The sequence below is a fragment of the Bacillus sp. FSL M7-0307 genome (genome assembly GCF_038627835.1).
GTDB classification, from domain to species: domain Bacteria; phylum Bacillota; class Bacilli; order Bacillales; family Bacillaceae; genus Bacillus; species Bacillus altitudinis.
The window spans coordinates 2902868-2920166 of record NZ_CP152023.1; the positions used below are offsets into that span (position 1 = coordinate 2902868).

At 43.0% G+C, this 17299-nt stretch carries 19 protein-coding genes; 4 read left to right on the plus strand and 15 right to left on the minus strand.

Annotated elements, in window-relative coordinates; all coding sequences use genetic code 11:
• Positions 1-27: 27 nt before the first annotated feature.
• The 6 genes from MHI41_RS14970 to yutH form a co-directional block, all read right to left on the minus strand.
• A complete protein-coding gene (locus MHI41_RS14970; RefSeq protein ID WP_342494279.1) occupies positions 28-1998 on the minus strand; it encodes a S9 family peptidase in 1971 nt (656 codons plus the stop codon).
• 101 nt (positions 1999-2099) lie between these two features.
• A complete protein-coding gene (thrB, locus tag MHI41_RS14975) occupies positions 2100-3032 on the minus strand; it encodes a homoserine kinase (RefSeq protein WP_136944521.1) in 933 nt (310 codons plus the stop codon).
• Positions 3029-4093, minus strand: a complete 1065-nt coding sequence (gene thrC, locus MHI41_RS14980) for a threonine synthase (RefSeq protein ID WP_041507721.1) — start codon at positions 4091-4093, stop codon at positions 3029-3031. Before thrC ends, thrB begins: the two co-directional genes overlap by 4 nt.
• A complete protein-coding gene (locus tag MHI41_RS14985) occupies positions 4093-5394 on the minus strand; it encodes a homoserine dehydrogenase (protein ID WP_019743822.1) in 1302 nt (433 codons plus the stop codon). Before MHI41_RS14985 ends, thrC begins: the two co-directional genes overlap by 1 nt.
• 222 nt (positions 5395-5616) lie before the next feature.
• Positions 5617-6585: a D-glycerate dehydrogenase gene (locus MHI41_RS14990; protein WP_056702651.1), complete on the minus strand. Its 969-nt coding sequence runs from the start codon at positions 6583-6585 to the stop codon at positions 5617-5619.
• Positions 6586-6659: 74 nt separating this feature from the next.
• Positions 6660-7700 (minus strand): spore coat putative kinase YutH, encoded by a 1041-nt coding sequence (yutH, locus tag MHI41_RS14995; RefSeq protein ID WP_007500419.1) that lies wholly within the window; start codon positions 7698-7700, stop codon positions 6660-6662.
• Between the two features lie 113 nt (positions 7701-7813).
• On the opposite strand from yutH, the gene MHI41_RS15000 reads away from it, so the two are divergent.
• Positions 7814-8314, plus strand: a complete 501-nt coding sequence (locus MHI41_RS15000) for a phosphatidylglycerophosphatase A (protein WP_029575457.1) — start codon at positions 7814-7816, stop codon at positions 8312-8314.
• 42 nt (positions 8315-8356) lie between these two features.
• Here MHI41_RS15000 and MHI41_RS15005 read toward each other — a convergent pair whose 3' ends face one another.
• From MHI41_RS15005 to MHI41_RS15015, 3 genes are read right to left on the minus strand one after another with little or no spacing between them, the layout of a single operon-like run.
• Entirely contained in the window at positions 8357-9127 is a 771-nt protein-coding gene (locus MHI41_RS15005) for a TIGR01457 family HAD-type hydrolase (RefSeq protein ID WP_008346835.1), read from the minus strand.
• Positions 9128-9148: 21 nt separating this feature from the next.
• Positions 9149-9583: a DUF86 domain-containing protein gene (locus MHI41_RS15010; protein WP_017358913.1), complete on the minus strand. Its 435-nt coding sequence runs from the start codon at positions 9581-9583 to the stop codon at positions 9149-9151.
• Between the two features lie 19 nt (positions 9584-9602).
• Complete coding sequence (locus MHI41_RS15015) at positions 9603-9878, minus strand: YutD-like domain-containing protein (protein ID WP_008346837.1); 276 nt, start codon at positions 9876-9878, stop codon at positions 9603-9605.
• Positions 9879-9998: 120 nt separating this feature from the next.
• Here MHI41_RS15015 and MHI41_RS15020 point away from each other — a divergent pair, with 120 nt between their 5' ends.
• A complete protein-coding gene (locus tag MHI41_RS15020) occupies positions 9999-10634 on the plus strand; it encodes a YhcN/YlaJ family sporulation lipoprotein (RefSeq protein ID WP_008346841.1) in 636 nt (211 codons plus the stop codon).
• A 39-nt stretch (positions 10635-10673) separates the two neighbouring features.
• On the opposite strand, the gene lipA is transcribed toward MHI41_RS15020, so the two are convergent.
• Positions 10674-11570, minus strand: coding sequence for a lipoyl synthase (gene lipA, locus MHI41_RS15025; protein ID WP_008360456.1), 897 nt, complete (start codon positions 11568-11570; stop codon positions 10674-10676).
• A 323-nt stretch (positions 11571-11893) separates the two neighbouring features.
• Between lipA and MHI41_RS15030 the strand changes: the two genes are divergently transcribed.
• A complete protein-coding gene (locus MHI41_RS15030) occupies positions 11894-12838 on the plus strand; it encodes a M23 family metallopeptidase (protein WP_234823387.1) in 945 nt (314 codons plus the stop codon).
• Positions 12839-12908: 70 nt separating this feature from the next.
• Here MHI41_RS15030 and MHI41_RS15035 read toward each other — a convergent pair whose 3' ends face one another.
• On the minus strand, positions 12909-13139 hold the full coding sequence (locus MHI41_RS15035; RefSeq protein ID WP_050826576.1) for a hypothetical protein: 231 nt from the start codon (positions 13137-13139) through the stop codon (positions 12909-12911).
• A 223-nt stretch (positions 13140-13362) separates the two neighbouring features.
• On the opposite strand from MHI41_RS15035, the gene MHI41_RS15040 reads away from it, so the two are divergent.
• Entirely contained in the window at positions 13363-13452 is a 90-nt protein-coding gene (locus tag MHI41_RS15040) for a DUF2691 family protein (protein WP_317327963.1), read from the plus strand.
• Between the two features lie 129 nt (positions 13453-13581).
• On the opposite strand, the gene yunB is transcribed toward MHI41_RS15040, so the two are convergent.
• From yunB to MHI41_RS15060, 4 genes are all read right to left on the minus strand, one after another.
• A complete protein-coding gene (yunB, locus tag MHI41_RS15045) occupies positions 13582-14352 on the minus strand; it encodes a sporulation protein YunB (protein ID WP_135226246.1) in 771 nt (256 codons plus the stop codon).
• 69 nt (positions 14353-14421) lie between these two features.
• Positions 14422-14727, minus strand: a complete 306-nt coding sequence (locus MHI41_RS15050; protein ID WP_007500404.1) for a DUF1805 domain-containing protein — start codon at positions 14725-14727, stop codon at positions 14422-14424.
• A 67-nt stretch (positions 14728-14794) separates the two neighbouring features.
• Positions 14795-16168 (minus strand): bifunctional UDP-sugar hydrolase/5'-nucleotidase, encoded by a 1374-nt coding sequence (locus tag MHI41_RS15055; RefSeq protein ID WP_342494280.1) that lies wholly within the window; start codon positions 16166-16168, stop codon positions 14795-14797.
• Between the two features lie 63 nt (positions 16169-16231).
• A complete protein-coding gene (locus MHI41_RS15060) occupies positions 16232-17083 on the minus strand; it encodes a DUF72 domain-containing protein (RefSeq protein ID WP_007500400.1) in 852 nt (283 codons plus the stop codon).
• Positions 17084-17299: the final 216 nt, after the last annotated feature.

The window sequence follows — 17299 nt, forward strand, 5'->3', positions numbered from 1 at the left end:
AACGACCCAATCAGGGCCGTTTTTTAATTAGGATAATTTCTCTCTAAACCATTCTTGAATAAAGGTCAGTCTTTGAATACGCTGCCCAGGGTGGCCACTTCTGGATAAATCATGAGAAGCCTTAGGAAACTTGACTAATCTCGTGTCTTTTCCAAGCTCCTTCAATGCCACAAAAAGCTGCTCTCCTTGATCGACTGGGCAGCGGTAGTCTTCATCACTGTGCAGGATGAGGAGCGGTGTATTCACCTGTTTTACATACTTTAGCGGCGAACGATCCCATAGCTTATCAACCGAATCATAAATATCCCCATCCACCTGCCATTTTGTAAAGAAATAGCCGATATCACTGATGCCATAAAAGCTAATCCAGTTTGAAATGGAACGCTGTGTAACAGCTGCACGGAAACGGTCTGTCTGTCCGACAATCCAATTGGTCATAAAACCGCCATAGCTGCCGCCTGTTACGCCAAGCCTTGTTTCATCAAGAAAGTCATAGGCTTCGAGCACATGATCAACAGCCAGCATGACATCCTCATAATCAACGTCACCATAGCTGCCTCTTACCCGGTCTGTAAACATCTGTCCGTATCCATGACTGCCATGAGGGTTTATGTAAACAATCGCATACCCTTCAGCGGCGAGCATTTGAAATTCATGAAAATACGTATGACCGTACATCGCATGCGGCCCGCCATGAATTTCTAAGATAAGTGGATATGTCTTCCCCTCTTCCATCTGAGCAGGCTTCATAAACCAGCCATGTACAACGTCTCCTTCTTTTGACTGGAAAGAAATTGGTTCAGGTTCGGATATGACATGTTCCTTTAGAAAGTCATCATGCTCAAACGTGATTTGCTTGAGTGAGGATTCCCCTAAAGTCAGCTCATACAGCTCACTAGGCGAGACAGGTGAAAGACGGCTGATCAGCATTTTTGATTCATCTGGATGAAGACTGAAATTCGTCACATGTTCTGCCTCTAAACGAACGGGATAGGCTAAGCCTTCAATAGAGAAATAATAAATCCCGGTACTCCCTTGATCAGAAACAAGCGCATAAAACCCCTGACTATCCTTCGTCCATTGCGGAAGCTGATTGGCTTCACCCATGACACTATCCCCTGCCATACAGTTACCAACATACATATCGAGCATTTCTGACAGTTGAACGGTCTTTTTCTCCTTCAGATCAAACAGCCACAATGATGGGAAGGTTGCATTCTGAAATTCACGCTCGTGTCCAATGTACAAAAGGCTTTCTCCATTTGGAGAAAATGATACGGTCGAGTAAGCGCCTGTTGATTGGGTGATTTTCTTGGATGTACCGTCCTCTAATGACAGGAGACAGATATCACTTATGTAAAACGTCTGCGGGTTGGATTGAATATAGGCGAGCCACTTCCCGCAAGGAGAGACGACATGATTCACATGATGTTGCTGCTCACTCGTAACCGTCTCTACCTCCCCTGAGCAGACATCGATTTGTACAATTTGCGTCAGCCGCCCGTCTAAAAAACCTCTGCCATCTGCTTTATAAGTCAAATCATCATATACTGCCGGAGCAAAGTCATCGCACTCTTCCTTTTTTTCATCATGAACAGATTCTTCTTGTTTTAATGAGACCGCTGCATAAATGAACGCTCCATCCGGTGAAAATACAGGATGAGATACGCCGTAAGGAATATTCGTTAAAGTACGAATGCCGCCGCCATCGCTCTGAATGAGTGCGAGCTGAGGGACTTCCTTTGGCTTCTGCAAAATAAACGCAAGCTGCTTCCCGTCATTTGACCACACTGGCTGATGATGCTTTCCATCATCGAATGTCCATTGTGACAGCTCCCCTGTCCCTTCATCTCGAACCCATAAATGAATATTGTAATCATCCTTTTTTTCATTCACCGATACTTTTGTAAAAACAGCCTTTTTTCCATCTGGTGAATAGACTGGATGAGAAACAGACACGATTTGTGTTAAATCCTCTGCTGTTATCAATTTCTTCATCAATAGATCTCCCCCTTTTAGTATCAAAAATAGTTCGCTTCTCTAAATAATAATCCCTGCTTTTGTTGTGAAAAACAAGGATAAAAAAAGAACGTGCTCATTTATAGCACGTTCTTCATTTGATTCACAGAATGATGCTCGACGATGACACCTTCTACCGGCACCGTCAGCACATCTACTTCACAATGCGGGAAATTTTGGGCAAGCTGCTTTTTCAGCGCTTCTCCCTTTCCTTTTTCCACTAAGGTCAAAATGGTCGGCCCAGCACCACTTAATGCTGTTCCATATGCGCCTTTTAATGAAGCAACGTGCTCCACCTTTGATAGCTCTGGGACAAGCATCGTGCGGTATGGCTGATGAAATAAATCTTTATTCATCATTTCCCCTACAAGCGGCCAGTTCTGCGTCATTAAGGCGGCGACAAGGACGTTACTCACTGCACTCGCGCTCACGGCCTGTTTATAGGAAAAATCCTCTGGCAGGACATCACGGGCATCCTTTGTGAGCACTTCATAAAAAGGAATCACGACGACGACATCTACATCCACATGCTGCACTTTAACGGCATGTGTCTTGTCTTCTTCATGAAGACCGATGAGTAAACCACCGAATAAAGAGGCACCCGCATTATCTGGATGACCTTCTACCTCACTTGCAAAAAAGAGCTTCTGATCATCGGTCATCTTTAATTCAAGCAGCTGATTGGCGAGCTCAATAGCGGCAACAATGGCAGCAGCGCTGCTGCCCAGCCCCCTTGCTAATGGAATATCACTCCACACTTTGACATGAACAGGCGGGAGTGTTTTTCCAAAGTCATCTGCGACCTTTTTAGCTGTTTGGTAGATCAGGTTATCGGTGCCTGATGGAATACCAGACACGACATCTGTTTCTGCTTCAAACAGCCAGCTATCATGGTCATAGACCGATAGCTTTAAATAGCGGCTGAGCGCCATTCCGACTGAGTCAAAGCCTGGTCCTAAGTTGGCAGTGCTTCCCGGTACTGTGATTGAAAAAAGCATGGAGGCGTTACTCATACGCGTGCGGCCTTTTCTAAATGTTCCAGAATTTGATCTTCATCTGCATCCAGTGTGACCGGTTTGATGTGCGAAATATCAATCGCCGTATTCGGATCTTTTAATCCGTTTCCTGTCAGTACAGCGACGACTTTACTGCCTGGCTTAATTTCTCCAGATTTCACTTGTTTGAGTACACCTGCAATTGATGCACAAGACCCTGGTTCTGCAAACACACCTTCTTCACGTGCGATCAATTGATAGGCATGAAGAATTTCTTCATCTGTCACTTCATCAATTTTCCCGTTCGATTCATCTGCCGCTGCTACAGCTTGTTTCCAGCTTGCAGGGTTTCCGATGCGAATGGCTGTTGCGACTGTTTCTGGCTGCTCAATGACTTCATTTCGAACGATGGCTGCAGCTCCTTCTGCTTCAAAACCACGCATGACTGGCAGTCCAGTGCCTTTTTTCTCATGATATTCTTTGAAACCTTTCCAGTACGCTGTAATATTCCCCGCATTTCCAACAGGAATCGCCAGTACGTCCGGCGCAGCGCCGCCTAGCTGCTCACAGATTTCAAATGCCGCTGTTTTTTGTCCTTCAATTCGGTATGGATTGACGGAGTTAACAAGTGCGATCGGTGCTTTTTCACAGATGCTGCGGACAATTTTAAGTGCATCATCAAAGTTGCCGTCAATGGCAATGATCTCTGCTCCGTACATGACAGCCTGCGCCAGCTTACCGAAGGCAATTTTTCCATCTGGAATGATGACAATACATTTCATATCAGCGCGCGCCGCATAAGCTGCCGCTGCTGCAGACGTATTCCCTGTCGATGCACACATGATCGTATCATTACCTTCTTCTTTTGCCTTTGCGACGGCCATGACCATCCCGCGATCCTTAAAAGAACCTGTAGGGTTGACGCCTTCTGTTTTCACATGAAGTTCAATCCCAAGCTTTTCAGATAGCTTTGCGAGATGAATCAGCGGTGTGTTTCCTTCATTTAATGTTAGTTTAGGTGTTTGTTCGTTTACTGGTAAGAATTCTTGAAATTCTTCAATGAGTCCATTCCACTTCATCAGCTTAAACCGTTCCCTTCTACTCGGTACGTGCTCTTCACTTGAACCACCACGTCGAGATCGTTTAATGTTTGCAGGATATTTGAGAAATCTTCTTCTGATGTTTGATGTGTAATAATCACAATTTCAGCCAGCTCATCATGCCCTTTGACAGGAAGCTGAAGGATCTTTTCAAAGCTGATGCCTCTTTCAGAAAAAATCGATGTAATGCGGGAGAAAGCTCCGACTTGATCTCTCACATGTATTCTTAAAAATTGCTGAGCAAATACTTCGGATGATGATTTGATTTTCTTCTCAAATTGCGGTGCAATAAATCCACTGCCATTCACACCAAGACGCATGTTTTTCATAACAGCGACTAAATCAGAGACAACAGCTGTTGCCGTTGGCAGGCTGCCTGCTCCAGGTCCGTAAAACATCGTTTCTCCGACAGCACTTCCGTAAACATAGACAGCATTAAATTCATTGTTGACGGAAGATAACGGGTGATGATCAGGAAGTAAAGTTGGCTGTACGCTGACCTCCACTTTCTCTCCGTCCCTTTGGGCAATTCCAATCAGCTTCATTGTATAGCCAAAACGTTTACTGAAATTAATGTCCTCATCCGAGATGTCAGAGATGCCTTTTACTTTCACATCCTCTAAATCTACATTCATGGAAAAGCCGAGTCTTGCCAGGATGGCCATCTTTCTTGCCGCATCTAGCCCTTCTACATCCGCCGTCGGATCTGCTTCTGCAAAGCCAAGATCCTGCGCTTCTTTTAATACATCTTCATACGCGCTTTTATCGACATTCATTTTTGTTAAAATAAAGTTCGTTGTCCCGTTCACGATTCCCATCATTTTTGTGATGCGGTCAGAGGCTAAACCTTCCTCTAGTGTACGCAAAATCGGAATCCCACCTGCGACACTTGCTTCATAGTAAAGGTCACAGCCGTTTTCTTTTGCTACATGTAAAAGCTCTGTGCCATATAGCGCCATTAAATCCTTATTGGCTGTAATCACATGCTTCTTCTCATTTAGTGCATCTATTAAATATTGTTTTGTCTCTTCAATGCCGCCCATCACTTCAATAATGACGTCGACCTCTGGATCTCGAATCACATCGTATACTTCAGTTGTGAAGACCTCTCTTGCCACATCCACATCTCTTTTTTTATCGGGATTGCTCACAAGCACTTTTTTTATTAATACCGGACAGCCGATCTGGTGCATTAATTTATCCTGATGATCTTGAATAATCTTAACGACACCGCTCCCCACTGTTCCTAATCCTAGTAGTCCAACTCGAATTGCCTTCACCTGAAATTCCACCTTTCTCCGTAAATGTCCTCTCTAAGAAGACATTTGTTAACCTAACACAGACATTCAATGTACACACATTATAAAGGGGTATCCTCATTTTGACAAGGTAATAAAATAAGAGAATATGAGAATGAAACCGCTTAACAGCTATTTATATCAAGATTCTATATTTTCAAAATATTTTTGTGAGAAAAGCTCCCGAAGCCGGGAAGCTTGAGATTACGCCTGAACTGGCGTTTTGGCTTGCTGATCTTGCAGGACAAGCGCAATATTTTCAGCACATAAATGCATCATGTTTTTTCTCGTTTCAACACTCGCACTTCCGATATGAGGAAGCACTGTCACATTTGGTAATGTCGTTAACGGGTGATCCGGACTGACAGGCTCCCTGCTAAATACATCCAGACCTGCTCCTGCAATTTTTCCTGTCGTGACAGCATCATATAAAGCATCTTCGTCTACCGTCTGCCCTCTGGAAACGTTGATGAAGTAAGCCGTGTTCTTCATCTGCTCAAATGCTTTCTTATTAAACATTTCTTTCGTTTCAGGCGTTAAAGGCGTCAAACAAACGATGAAATCAGACTGCGTAAGCAGCTCATCAAATGCGGCATAGGTCACACCTAGCTGCGCTTCTGCTTCTGGCTTTCTTGAACGATTATGATAAAGAACATTCATATCAAAACCTTTTGCCCGCTTGGCAAGTGCGGTTCCAATACTGCCCATTCCGACAATCCCTAACGTTTTATGATGAACATCCGCACCGGCTAGAAGAAGCGGCCCCCAGCCTGTCCAGTTCCCATCCTTAATCCAATCACTCGCTTCGACAATTCGTCTTGCTGACGCCATCAAAAGCGCAAAGGCTAAATCAGCTGTCGATTCTGTTAAGACGTCCGGTGTATGACATACCGTGATCCCGTGCTTTTTAGCTGCCTTTAGATCAATATTGTCATAGCCGACCGCGAGATTCGCGACCACTTTTAGATTTGGAGCATTTGATAAAAGTGTCTCATCTACTTGATCTGACAGCATCGTGAGCAGCCCATCTGCTTGAGCAGCTTGTTTTTCTAACTCTTCTCTTGGACACGGCTCATCCTCGCTCGTCCACATGTCAATATGAGCGACTTCTTTTAATGGTGTAAGTGTTGTTTCATCAAGCTTTCTTGTGATATAGACATAAGGTTTCGTCAAGAAGAACACTCCTTTGGTTGATTTCTTTAAGCATAACGAAAAACGCCTCAAGAGAAAAGAGACGTTTCATCTGTTCACTGAAACTTCAAATCAGCGGATTGATGAATCCATCCAACAGGAGGAATGAGATGCCCACCGCTGCGCATGGCACTCAATTCTTGAAACACCTTGAGAAAATATTCGTAGCGGTTCGCATCATTTAAAACATAATCTAATCGTTCTTCATAATAAGATTTTTCATTTTCTCCTGACATATAATAACCTTCGACAATTTCAAAATAATGAAGCGGAAACAGAAGACGGCTGTATAACAGTCGCTTTGAAAATGATGAAAGAGGCGTAACCTGCTCATATTGCTGCAAAAAGGAGAAGCCCTCTTCAATTAAATCCTCCTTATGCTGGACAAAGGTTTCTCTTAAATATTCTGCGATGTCTCTTGTTGGATGGTCAAATACCCAGTCAACAGGTAAACGAAGCGGCTGCTCATGTGGCCAGGTCATACGTGAAAAGCGCTGATGACAAACAGTACCTGAATCACATTCTTTTGGTTCATCATCAAGCTCTGTATCCACTAAATATTGAATGGCATTTTCCGTTAATCCAAGATAATACGGAAAGGATTCAATGAATTTCTTTTCAAATCGTTCAAGTGGTTTTTGATGCATTTGCTGCATCCAAAAGCCTTCCAGCTGGTCTAACCGTTTTGCCCATAATTCCTTCCAAGCTCCGACACGTTTTGTTTCAGACACCTCATAAGGAAACCCTCTCCCCCTGACATGAAAGGCCGCCAGCTCTGGTGCGTGCTGAAATGAGCGGCTTGTGACCCGCGGTGCTGCCTTTAATAGAGCGTACAGTTCTTTTCCATGGGTAAAAGTCGGTTTCTCTTCATTTGTTAATTCAAACACGGCAACGTATGGGTCACCGTCATTCAGTAAATACTGACTGATATGATAAAGCTCTGTGAGTTCTTCTTCTCGCAAATGAGACACGGGAACAATGATGAAGAGAGCTTTCGCCGTTTGAAAGCTCTGGTAACTGCCATATGGCATAAATTGACGCACATCAATACCAAATGTGTGATAAATGGTTTCTTTCATGATTTCACCTGCGTTCATAAAATCAGTCTCTTATCATATCGTAGTCGCAGGTTGAGGGATTTATGAATACTATTTACTATCCGAAGCTTTTTCACACGTTGTGGACAAATTACGAGGATTGGGTGAGGAACATGCCGCATCATCATGAGATGAACGAAGTAGAAAAAACAGCAAGACGCCGTTTACAAGAACGAGGCGTAACCATTCAAGATATAGCAGACCTTGTCTTCTTTTTACAGGAAAAATATCATCCTGGCTTAGACATGACAGAGTGCATCCACAATGTGGAACGTGTCATCGCAAAACGTGAAGTCCAAAATGCCATCTTAACAGGCGTTGAACTAGACGTTCTCGCTGAGCAAAAAAAGCTGACAGAACCGCTGCAATCCATTCTTGAAACAGATGAAAGTCTATATGGTGTGGATGAAATTTTATCCTTTGCCATCGTTAATATTTATGGCTCCATCGGCTTTACGAATTACGGATATATCGATAAAGAAAAACCAGGGATTCTTGGGAAACTCAACGATAAATCCACAGGCGAATGCCACACCTTTTTAGATGACATTGTCGGTGCTATTGCTGCGGCGGCATCAAGCAGACTGGCACATAGTGCGAGAAATGCAGAATAAAACACAAAAGAGGACGTGCGTCTGACGCTTGTCCTCTTTTGATTAAGATAATCGTTCAATCCACTCAGATAATGAATCAATGACATAGGTTGGCTGTTTGTCATATTTCTGAAGCAGCTCTTTTGTCGTGACGCCTGTATGGACAAGCAGTGTATCCATCCCTGCGTTCATCCCTGCCATAATATCGGTATCATAGTTATCGCCCACCATGAGCGTCTCTGACACATCTGTCCCGAGCACCCGCATGGCCTGTTCCATAATGATAGACTCTGGCTTTCCAATAAATGTTGGCTGCACTGTTGTCGTAACCGTCAGCACAGATGTTAACGATCCATTTCCAGGTAACAGCCCTCTTTCTGTCGGAATGGCAATATCCCCATTTGTTGAAACGAATTGTGCACCTTGACGGATTGCAATGGCTCCTACCGCTAGTTTTTCATAAGTAATACCGCGGTCTATTCCAACGACAACGAAATCAGCGTCTTCTTGACCAAACGACAAGCCTTTTTCTTCGATGGCCTGCTGAATGCCTTCTTCTCCGATCACATACACCGAGGCATCTTTCTTTTGTTCTGCGATATAGTTTGCCGTCGCCATACTTGTTGTAAAGACTTGTTCTTCCGTTGCTGGAATATCGAATGAAACCAGTTTCTCTGCTACTTGCTTCGGTGTGCGTGAAGAGTTATTCGTGACAAACAAATAAGGGATGTTCAACTCATTTAACTTGTGAACAAATTGCCCCGCCTCTTCAATCTTTTCTGTTCCTTTATACATCGTCCCGTCTAAATCAATTAAATAGCCTTTGTATTTCATGCTGCTTACAACTCCAATGGTTTATTTAAACGCTGATACTGGTCCAAGCTCCTGCTCCAAGTAAGTGCGAATTCGATTCGGGAAGACTTGCAGCGCCTGTTCTACCTCACTGATGACCTGCAACAAATCTTGATGAACCACTTCTTGGTATTGCTGAACAAGTGTTTTACGGCACGAGACCAGTTTTTTCAGGTGAGTGCCTTCTTCTGTTGGTACAACTTTTTCGTCCACAAGAATATCCATGATGTCGTTATAGCTTCCTGGGTCCCGCATGATAAAGCCGTCAATCATATCATTTCCTGTATCAAGAATACATTCGACGAGCAAATGAACAATTCGTTCTAGCGCTTTTTTTTCTAAAGGGCTTGACCATGTTTGATGACTGCGCATCAAATTATATTGCTCCTCAAAAAAACGTAATGTCTCTTCAATCTTCTTTCTATCTACGAAATACATCATGACGCTCCCCTTTGCGTTATTTTCTAATCCGCTTTAAGACAAAATAGGCACAGCCAAAATTACAGTATTCATAAATGTATTCATCGAGTGTACTGATTTTTGTATCGAATGTGGCCTTTTGGTTTTGGTCATCAAAGAACCCCTTCAGCCTAAGCTGGTTGTAGCCCCAATCCCCCACAATATAATCATACTTATTTAAAATATCTGAGTACCTTGCTTTAAACGCTTCCTCATCAAAGCCGTCTTTGATTTCTCTGACAAGATCAAAGGTAGCATTCTGAATGACGATCATCTTCTCACCTCTTTTTAAACGATCCATCTTTAATGATAATTCATTGGAACAACTCCATCAATTGCTAAAGCATGTTTTTTCCGATTTAGCCGAAGCTAAAGAAAAAAGGAGGTCACATTTATGATGAAACAACTGACAGCCACTATTCTCCTATGCATGCTTTTAGGCGGATGCGGCTTTCAATCAGGCATGAACCGGCAAGTGGATGAAGACTCTTCCAGCAAGACAATTCGCCTGTCTGATCGTCATGAAGGAAATAATTCCAACATGCCAGAAGCAGATACGAATCGAGCAGGCTATGTTCGTTATCAGCGCCAGCAAGTAACCGATCAAAAGGAAAGAACCCCTGCTTTAAATCGTGAGCACCTTGCCCACGTGATTACAAGTTTAGCCATCCAGCTGCCAAATATAAAGGATGCAGCAACACTTGTCACAGACGAGGATGCCCTTATTGTGTATCGAACAGGCAACAAAAACCGAGATGAATCAGCCGATCAAGTGAAAAAAACAGCGGTTTCTGTTCTCCCTCGTTATTATCATGTGTACGTCTCTGATAACCCAGAGCACTTTCAATCCATTGCCAATTTTTCACGTCTTCAAACCAATTCACGTGATTTTGATCAAATTTTAACGAAAACGATTCAACAAATGAAATACTCTCCTCAAGGCGGAGATATTTCAACGAAAGAAGATGCCAATGGCATGACGAATTCCGATCGGACCATGAGACGAAACACACCTTACGGCCAAAATTAACATGAGAAAAAACGCCAGAGAGCTCTGGCGTTTTCTTTGTTATGCTTGCGCCTGACGCTTCTTAGACGCTTCGTTTACTTGTTCGTCTGCATGGTAAGAAGAACGGACAAGCGGTCCAGCTTCACAGTGGCTAAAGCCTTTTGACATGGCAATTTCCTTCAGCTCTGCAAACTCATCTGGATGGTAGTATTTTTGCACTTTCAAATGCTTTTTCGACGGTTGTAAATACTGACCAATTGCCATGATGTCAACGTTATTGGCAAGAAGATCATCCATGACTTCAATGATTTCTTCCTTCGTTTCACCAAGTCCAATCATAATGCTTGATTTCGTTGGAATGTCAGGCTGCATTTCTTTTGCACGACGCAAGAATTCCAATGAACGATCGTATGTAGCCCGTGCACGAACTCTTGGTGTTAACCTGCGTACTGTTTCAATATTGTGATTTAAAATATCAGGGCGTGTATCCATTAACGTTTTCAAATTATCATAATTGCCACCCATGTCTGAAGGGAGAACTTCAATTGTTGTGAATGGACTTTTTCTTCTAATGGCACGAACAGTTTCAGCAAATACACCTGCTCCGCCATCTTTTTGGTCATCCCTTGCAACCGCTGTTATAACAGCGTGCTTTAAATTCATCAAAGCCACTGAATCTGCCACGCGTTCTGGCTCTTGCAAGTCTAACTCAGTAGGAAGTCCGGTTTTCACCGCACAGAAACGGCATGCGCGCGTACAAACAGATCCGAGGATCATAAATGTAGCAGTTCTTCTCACTGCCCAGCATTCGTGAATATTCGGACATTTCGCTTCCTCACAAACGGTATGCAGGTTGTTTTCCCGCATCATTTTTTTCAAACCGGTATAGTTTTCATTCGTATTCAGCTTAATTTTAAGCCAGTCCGGTTTTCTTACGTGCTCTTCCTTCTTTGCCAATTCCATCATCTCCATATGAATTCGTTAAAGGTGCATATACAATCATCTTCCTGCTATATACGATGGATGCAGCTATTGCCGCAAAAAATTGAATCTTCGGCCTAAGGCCTTTTCTTTAGACACTTTAACATAGTACAGATTGAACAACAAGGGAATGAGCTGCAAAAATACCCAAAAGCCTCCTAAAATAACAGAAGAAAATTACTAACATTTTCTTCTTATGAAATAACGTGATCAAACCACACTAAACGGTAGAAGAGATGTTCGAAGAAAGGAGATGGACGTTTGTGAAAGTGGTTTTAGCGATCATCATCGCTCTTTCAATGATTCCCGCACCAGTCCATGCACAAGGGGCAAACAAACAGCCTGATGAATTAAAACAGCGAATGGCACTGTATGAAAAGATCGCCATCACCACACAGGTTCCGTGGTATGTACTTGCTGCGGTTGATCAGTATGAACACAATATACGCAAAAGCAGAAGAGATTTACCAAAACAAACAGGTGTGATTGGTATCTACATTCCCCGGGAAATGTGGATAGGACCAGAAAATCCAAATAAGCAGGATACCTCACCATTAAGCATTAAAGTGTTCGACGGTATTGGGCTTGATGGTAATGGGGATGGAAAAGCGGAAATCGATAACGATGAAGATGTCCTGTTCACGTTTGCTCAATACTTGCTTCATTACGGCAGCAGCATCGACCAATTAAAAATCGCGCTGTGGGATTATTACGGACGTGATCAAACCGTTGGAATCATTTCATCTTTTATGAAGCTCTATAAGCATTACGGCCATCTTGACCTTGGAAAGCATGCGTTTCCTCTTCCGGTTGGAGCTGACTACAGCTACAGGAGTACATGGGGTGATGCGAGAGGCTTTGGAGGCAGAAGAATTCATGAGGGCACTGATCTTTTTGCTCATTACGGTCTTCCTGTTCGTGCGACATCGTACGGCGTGATTGAAATGAAAGGCTGGAACCGCTTTGGCGGCTGGCGGATCGGCATTCGAGATATTCATAATCATTATCATTATTTTGCCCACTTAAATGGCTTTGCAAAAGGACTCAAAGCTGGGCAGATTGTAGAACCTGGGCAAGTCATCGGATCAGTCGGAAGCTCCGGTTACGGCCCACCTGGCACAGCAGGAAAATTCCCGCCACACCTTCATTACGGCATGTATAAAGACAATGGACGAACTGAATGGTCGTTTGATCCTTATCCTCATTTAAGGGCATGGGAAAGAGCCGAGCGGAAACGTCATTAAATAAAAGGAGAAGTTTAGCGATACCGCTTGCTTCTCCTTTTGATATGTATCAACATTTCCTTGTCTACTGTTACTGCTTATGCTTCTCTTTCAATCCTAATACTAAAAAAAGAATACCCATGATGAAAAAAAGGAGGTACACAACTGTTACTTCAAGTGGAATCATGTCAAGCATCCCTCTAAATAAGTCGACACTCAAACTGTCACTCCCAGCTAATAATATCGATGCTGACATATATTTAGCACTAAATACAATGGCAAATACTAAAAAACAAAATCCGCTTACATGAATTTTCTTCATATCATTCAAATCCTCCTCTCACTTTCATAACAGACGATCGTAAAAAATCAGCCTTCAGGATAGCTACACTATCCAAAAAAGGAAAACAATGAACATTTATCATGGCACGTGATTCGTATGGAATCAAGTGGTTAATTAGGATAAGATGAACAGATCACATAAAAAAGTCTAAGCATCGCAGCCAATGAATAATTACTTCACAAAGAGTTAGGGGGGCTGTTTTTTGAAAAGAGGAATGACCTTTACCATTCCAAATGAATACGGAGTCTTCCTTGGAGAAGTGCTAAAACGGATTGTGGATTTGAAGACGTGACCTATATCACCGATGAAAATGATGCAAGGACAAGACTGTCTGTTTCGTAACAATAAAACGTGCATCACAAAAACACTATATGCAATCACAGCGTATGAAAAAAAACAGCCCAATTCGTCCATTGGGCTGTTATTCTTTCTTATCCTTTTTCTCGGGCAGAACAATCGATGGAGCGCCTGAATTTGTTCCGCTGCCATTATAATAATCTGGGACGTCTCCTTGAACGGCTTGGATGGAGACAGGCACGGAATTTTTGACGACGATGGTTTCTGAGGCGAATGGGATGATGACTCTCACCTTCACCTCAATGAGCACACTAATATCAATCAAGGCATTGTTAATGCCATATGGCTTGATGTTTTTTTCAACGTCTGTATGCGGGTCACCAATGACACTAAATCGTACAGGTACTTTTGGTCCTAGGTTGGCGATAAGTGCATTTCCGGACGCTTGCCCAAGCGGAATGTTATATATAATGCCGTCATGTCCATCTGTTTGATCCTTTAATGCTTCTTTTGCCTCTTTTTGAAAATTCCCCTTTTCAATGTCCTCTAGATTTTTTTGAAGGTGACGTGACAGGTCAGCCATTGCTTTCGATGTTGCTTGCGCATTGAAGTCGATAGTTGTCACTTTTCCGTTCTCACTTGTATTCATCACAACCATATCTTTCATATTCTCCTGATCATCTGCAAAATCCTGAACAGAATATTGGATGAGATGATTGGCGATTCGTTCTGTTTCTAGTTCAGCAATGTGAATCAAAGTTGGTTTAATGGAACGATTGATGAAGAATAGGCTAATGACAGTTGAGAGCACAAAAAATAATATGGCAAGCAGCATGACATAACGAAATGGCAGAGGGCCCTTTTTATAGGGGCGATAACGGCGGTTTAATCTCAATAAAAAATCCCCCCTTCTCCATTACAAGTGTATGCAGACAGGCGGGGGGATAGGAATCATCTGTTCATTTTATTTCACCATTTTTAATAATGCATCTCTTCCAATTGTGCCAGCATGAATGCCGAGCGACTCAGCGGCATATGTCACAGATTCTAAAGGTGCATCCAGCAATTGCTCGATGGTTCTTACACCGACTGCTCTTCCTGCGATGATTCCTCTATCTGCAAGCTTTTCATTTAGGAGCCCGACATCAAGTGCACCGCACATAATATAACCATGCTCATTTGTCACTGCCATGAAATTGGTCTTTGGCAGTTTGACGGTGACGGCTGTAAAGGAATGGCCATCAATTGTAATAGGTGTTAAATTCACCATATCCCTTCACTCCCTTCAACACAATCTATGTGAAGGGAGGGCAAGTGTTGTTAGGCTGGAGCGGATTTCACTTTGCGTCCTTCAATCGCCAGCTCAGGACATCACGCAAAAATTCCGGCATGAAATATTCAATGTGTTCCTGGTCACGTATATGAGGAAAAAGAGAGCCAAGTGTATACATATCCACTGTGCCAACCGTATAGGAATCATCTTCTTTGACGAGTTGATCGTTTACATAGACATCTTTTACTCGTTTGGTTTCGCCCTCTTCTAATGAATAAGTCAAACCGCTGTATAGCATTTTCCCCATCAGTTCGCCTCTAAAGCCAAAGCCTTTGATGCGTAGCTGTTCCATTTTTTCTTCACAGCCACGAGACACTGTTTCGATCAATTGCTTCCCAGTAAGTGTCACCCTGATTGGATTAATTGGATGCGGACATATCCGGTGAATGTCCTCTCTTGTGACGATGCCAGCCTCTAATGAATCAAGCACCATCCCTGCATTCATCATGCCGATATCTGCCTCGCACCATTCTCTAATGGCATCTGTTAAAAGCTGCGGAAGCGGGGAGTCATCAAACCACTTTGTTTCGAGCTTTGATTCAATGGATGTCACTTTTTCCTGCATGAGTGACTTCGCTCTTCTTTCAGCTTTCTGTAAAGTCGTGATCGCTTTATCGGATTCACTGATCAGCTGGTCCACTGATTGCACCGTCGCTTTTTTCTCGATGAGCTCGCTACTCGCTGTATCAATGGTCAGCTCGACACAGCCAATATAATGCCCATACTTTTCAGCACATGCAAGAAGAACTCCATTATCCATCTCGCCCTGTTCTAAAAGATGATGCGTATGTGAGCCTAAGATGATGTCGATTTCCGGAAAGTCATGGGCTACCTCTCGATCATGGATGATGCCTAGATGGGAAAGAAGAACAATGACGTCGGCTTGTCCTTTCACTTCTTGCAGCATTTCCCGTATGCTCTCAAATGGGTCTGTAATGTCCCAGCCCAGCTTTTCATAGACAGGTGTATACGCAATGGTCACCCCTAAGACGGCGATTTTCAGTCCATTCTTCAATGGGATCACTTCATAAGGCTTTGCCCACGATGGTCTTTTGCCTTTTTCAAATAAATTAGATAAGATCACCGGGAATTGCGCGTCTTTGTACAATTGGTCGAGCTGCTCATGAGGCAACGTAATGCCTTCATTATTACCAATTGTGACGCCATCATAGCCAAGCTGATTGAGGAGTTTGACATTCACTTTTCCATAATCCGCTTCTGATACAAGGTTTACTCGATCCATATGATCGCCAATATCAAATAAGAGCATCTGATCGTGAACTTGACGCTTTTCTTCAATATAAGCTGCGATTTTTGGCCAATTTTCAAAGTGGCTGTGCAAGTCGTTTGTATGATATAACCATAGCTTCTGCAGCATGTTGATCTCTCCCTCAAGTTGTCACTGAACCGTCTCGTTCAAGTTGAAAGCCGCAGCTCTCGTTTAACTAAATAAATCTAACTGCTTCGGGGATAAGCTTGAATACGTCAAATCCAGCAAATCAATCATTTGCTGGCCATTCGTCGCCGCATCTCCGCCTGAGTTATTATTAAATACGACATATACATCTTTCGACTGCTGATGCAGGATGTCGAGGTTCTTTTTCCATTCCTTTAGTTCAGCTTCATTATATAAATATAAGTAACGAACTTCACGCCAGTTCTCATGATCTGCCGGGTGAAGCCAGCCTTGTTTATTTCTTCCGTGGAAACGGACCAATGTTTTGTCACGGTGTGTGGCTTTTATGACTGGCGGTATAGACCCTTCTCCGACTTGCGGTTCATCACAGACGGAATGAATCCACCCTTCTTTCTCCATAAAGGATAAGGTTTGTTCATAAAACTCGTCTGAAAACCAAGTCCGGTTTCGGAATTCGAGTGCACAAGGAATGTCCCCCATCTTCTCCTTACACCATCTTAAATAGTGGACGTGCTCCTTTTTGCAATCAAACCATGGTGGAAATTGAAACAGAACCATCGCCAGTTTCCCTGCTCGAATGAGAGGAGTCAGTGAAAGAATAAATGCATCAAACATTTCTTCCTTTGAAGCAAACGGGATCTCGCCTCTTTGATGCCCGGTCATTCCTTGATATGCTTTCACGACAAATTGAAAGGCGTCTGGCGTATCTTTTATCCATTTTTCATGGTTGCGCTCAGGCTGAACAGCATAAAAGCTTGCATCCAGTTCCACAATGGGAAACGTTGATGCGTAGTGAAACAGCTTTTGAGAGCTGCCGATTCTCGGCGGGTACAGACTGTCATGATCTCCCCAGCCAGTTAATCCGATATAAATCATCTATCTCACCTCTTGCCACTTGCTTGTCTAAACGGATTTTCCCATTGAAAGTCTTTGTTTCTTGGGATACCCATCTTTCTGAAAGAAATTCTTCTGTCTACAACATATCATATTTACCCATTTTTCTGAATGAAGATGACTGATGTGACGTGATTTTGCTCTGCCATCTTTTTTGTGATATTAAATGACAACTTTCTATCTAAATTGAATGGAGCT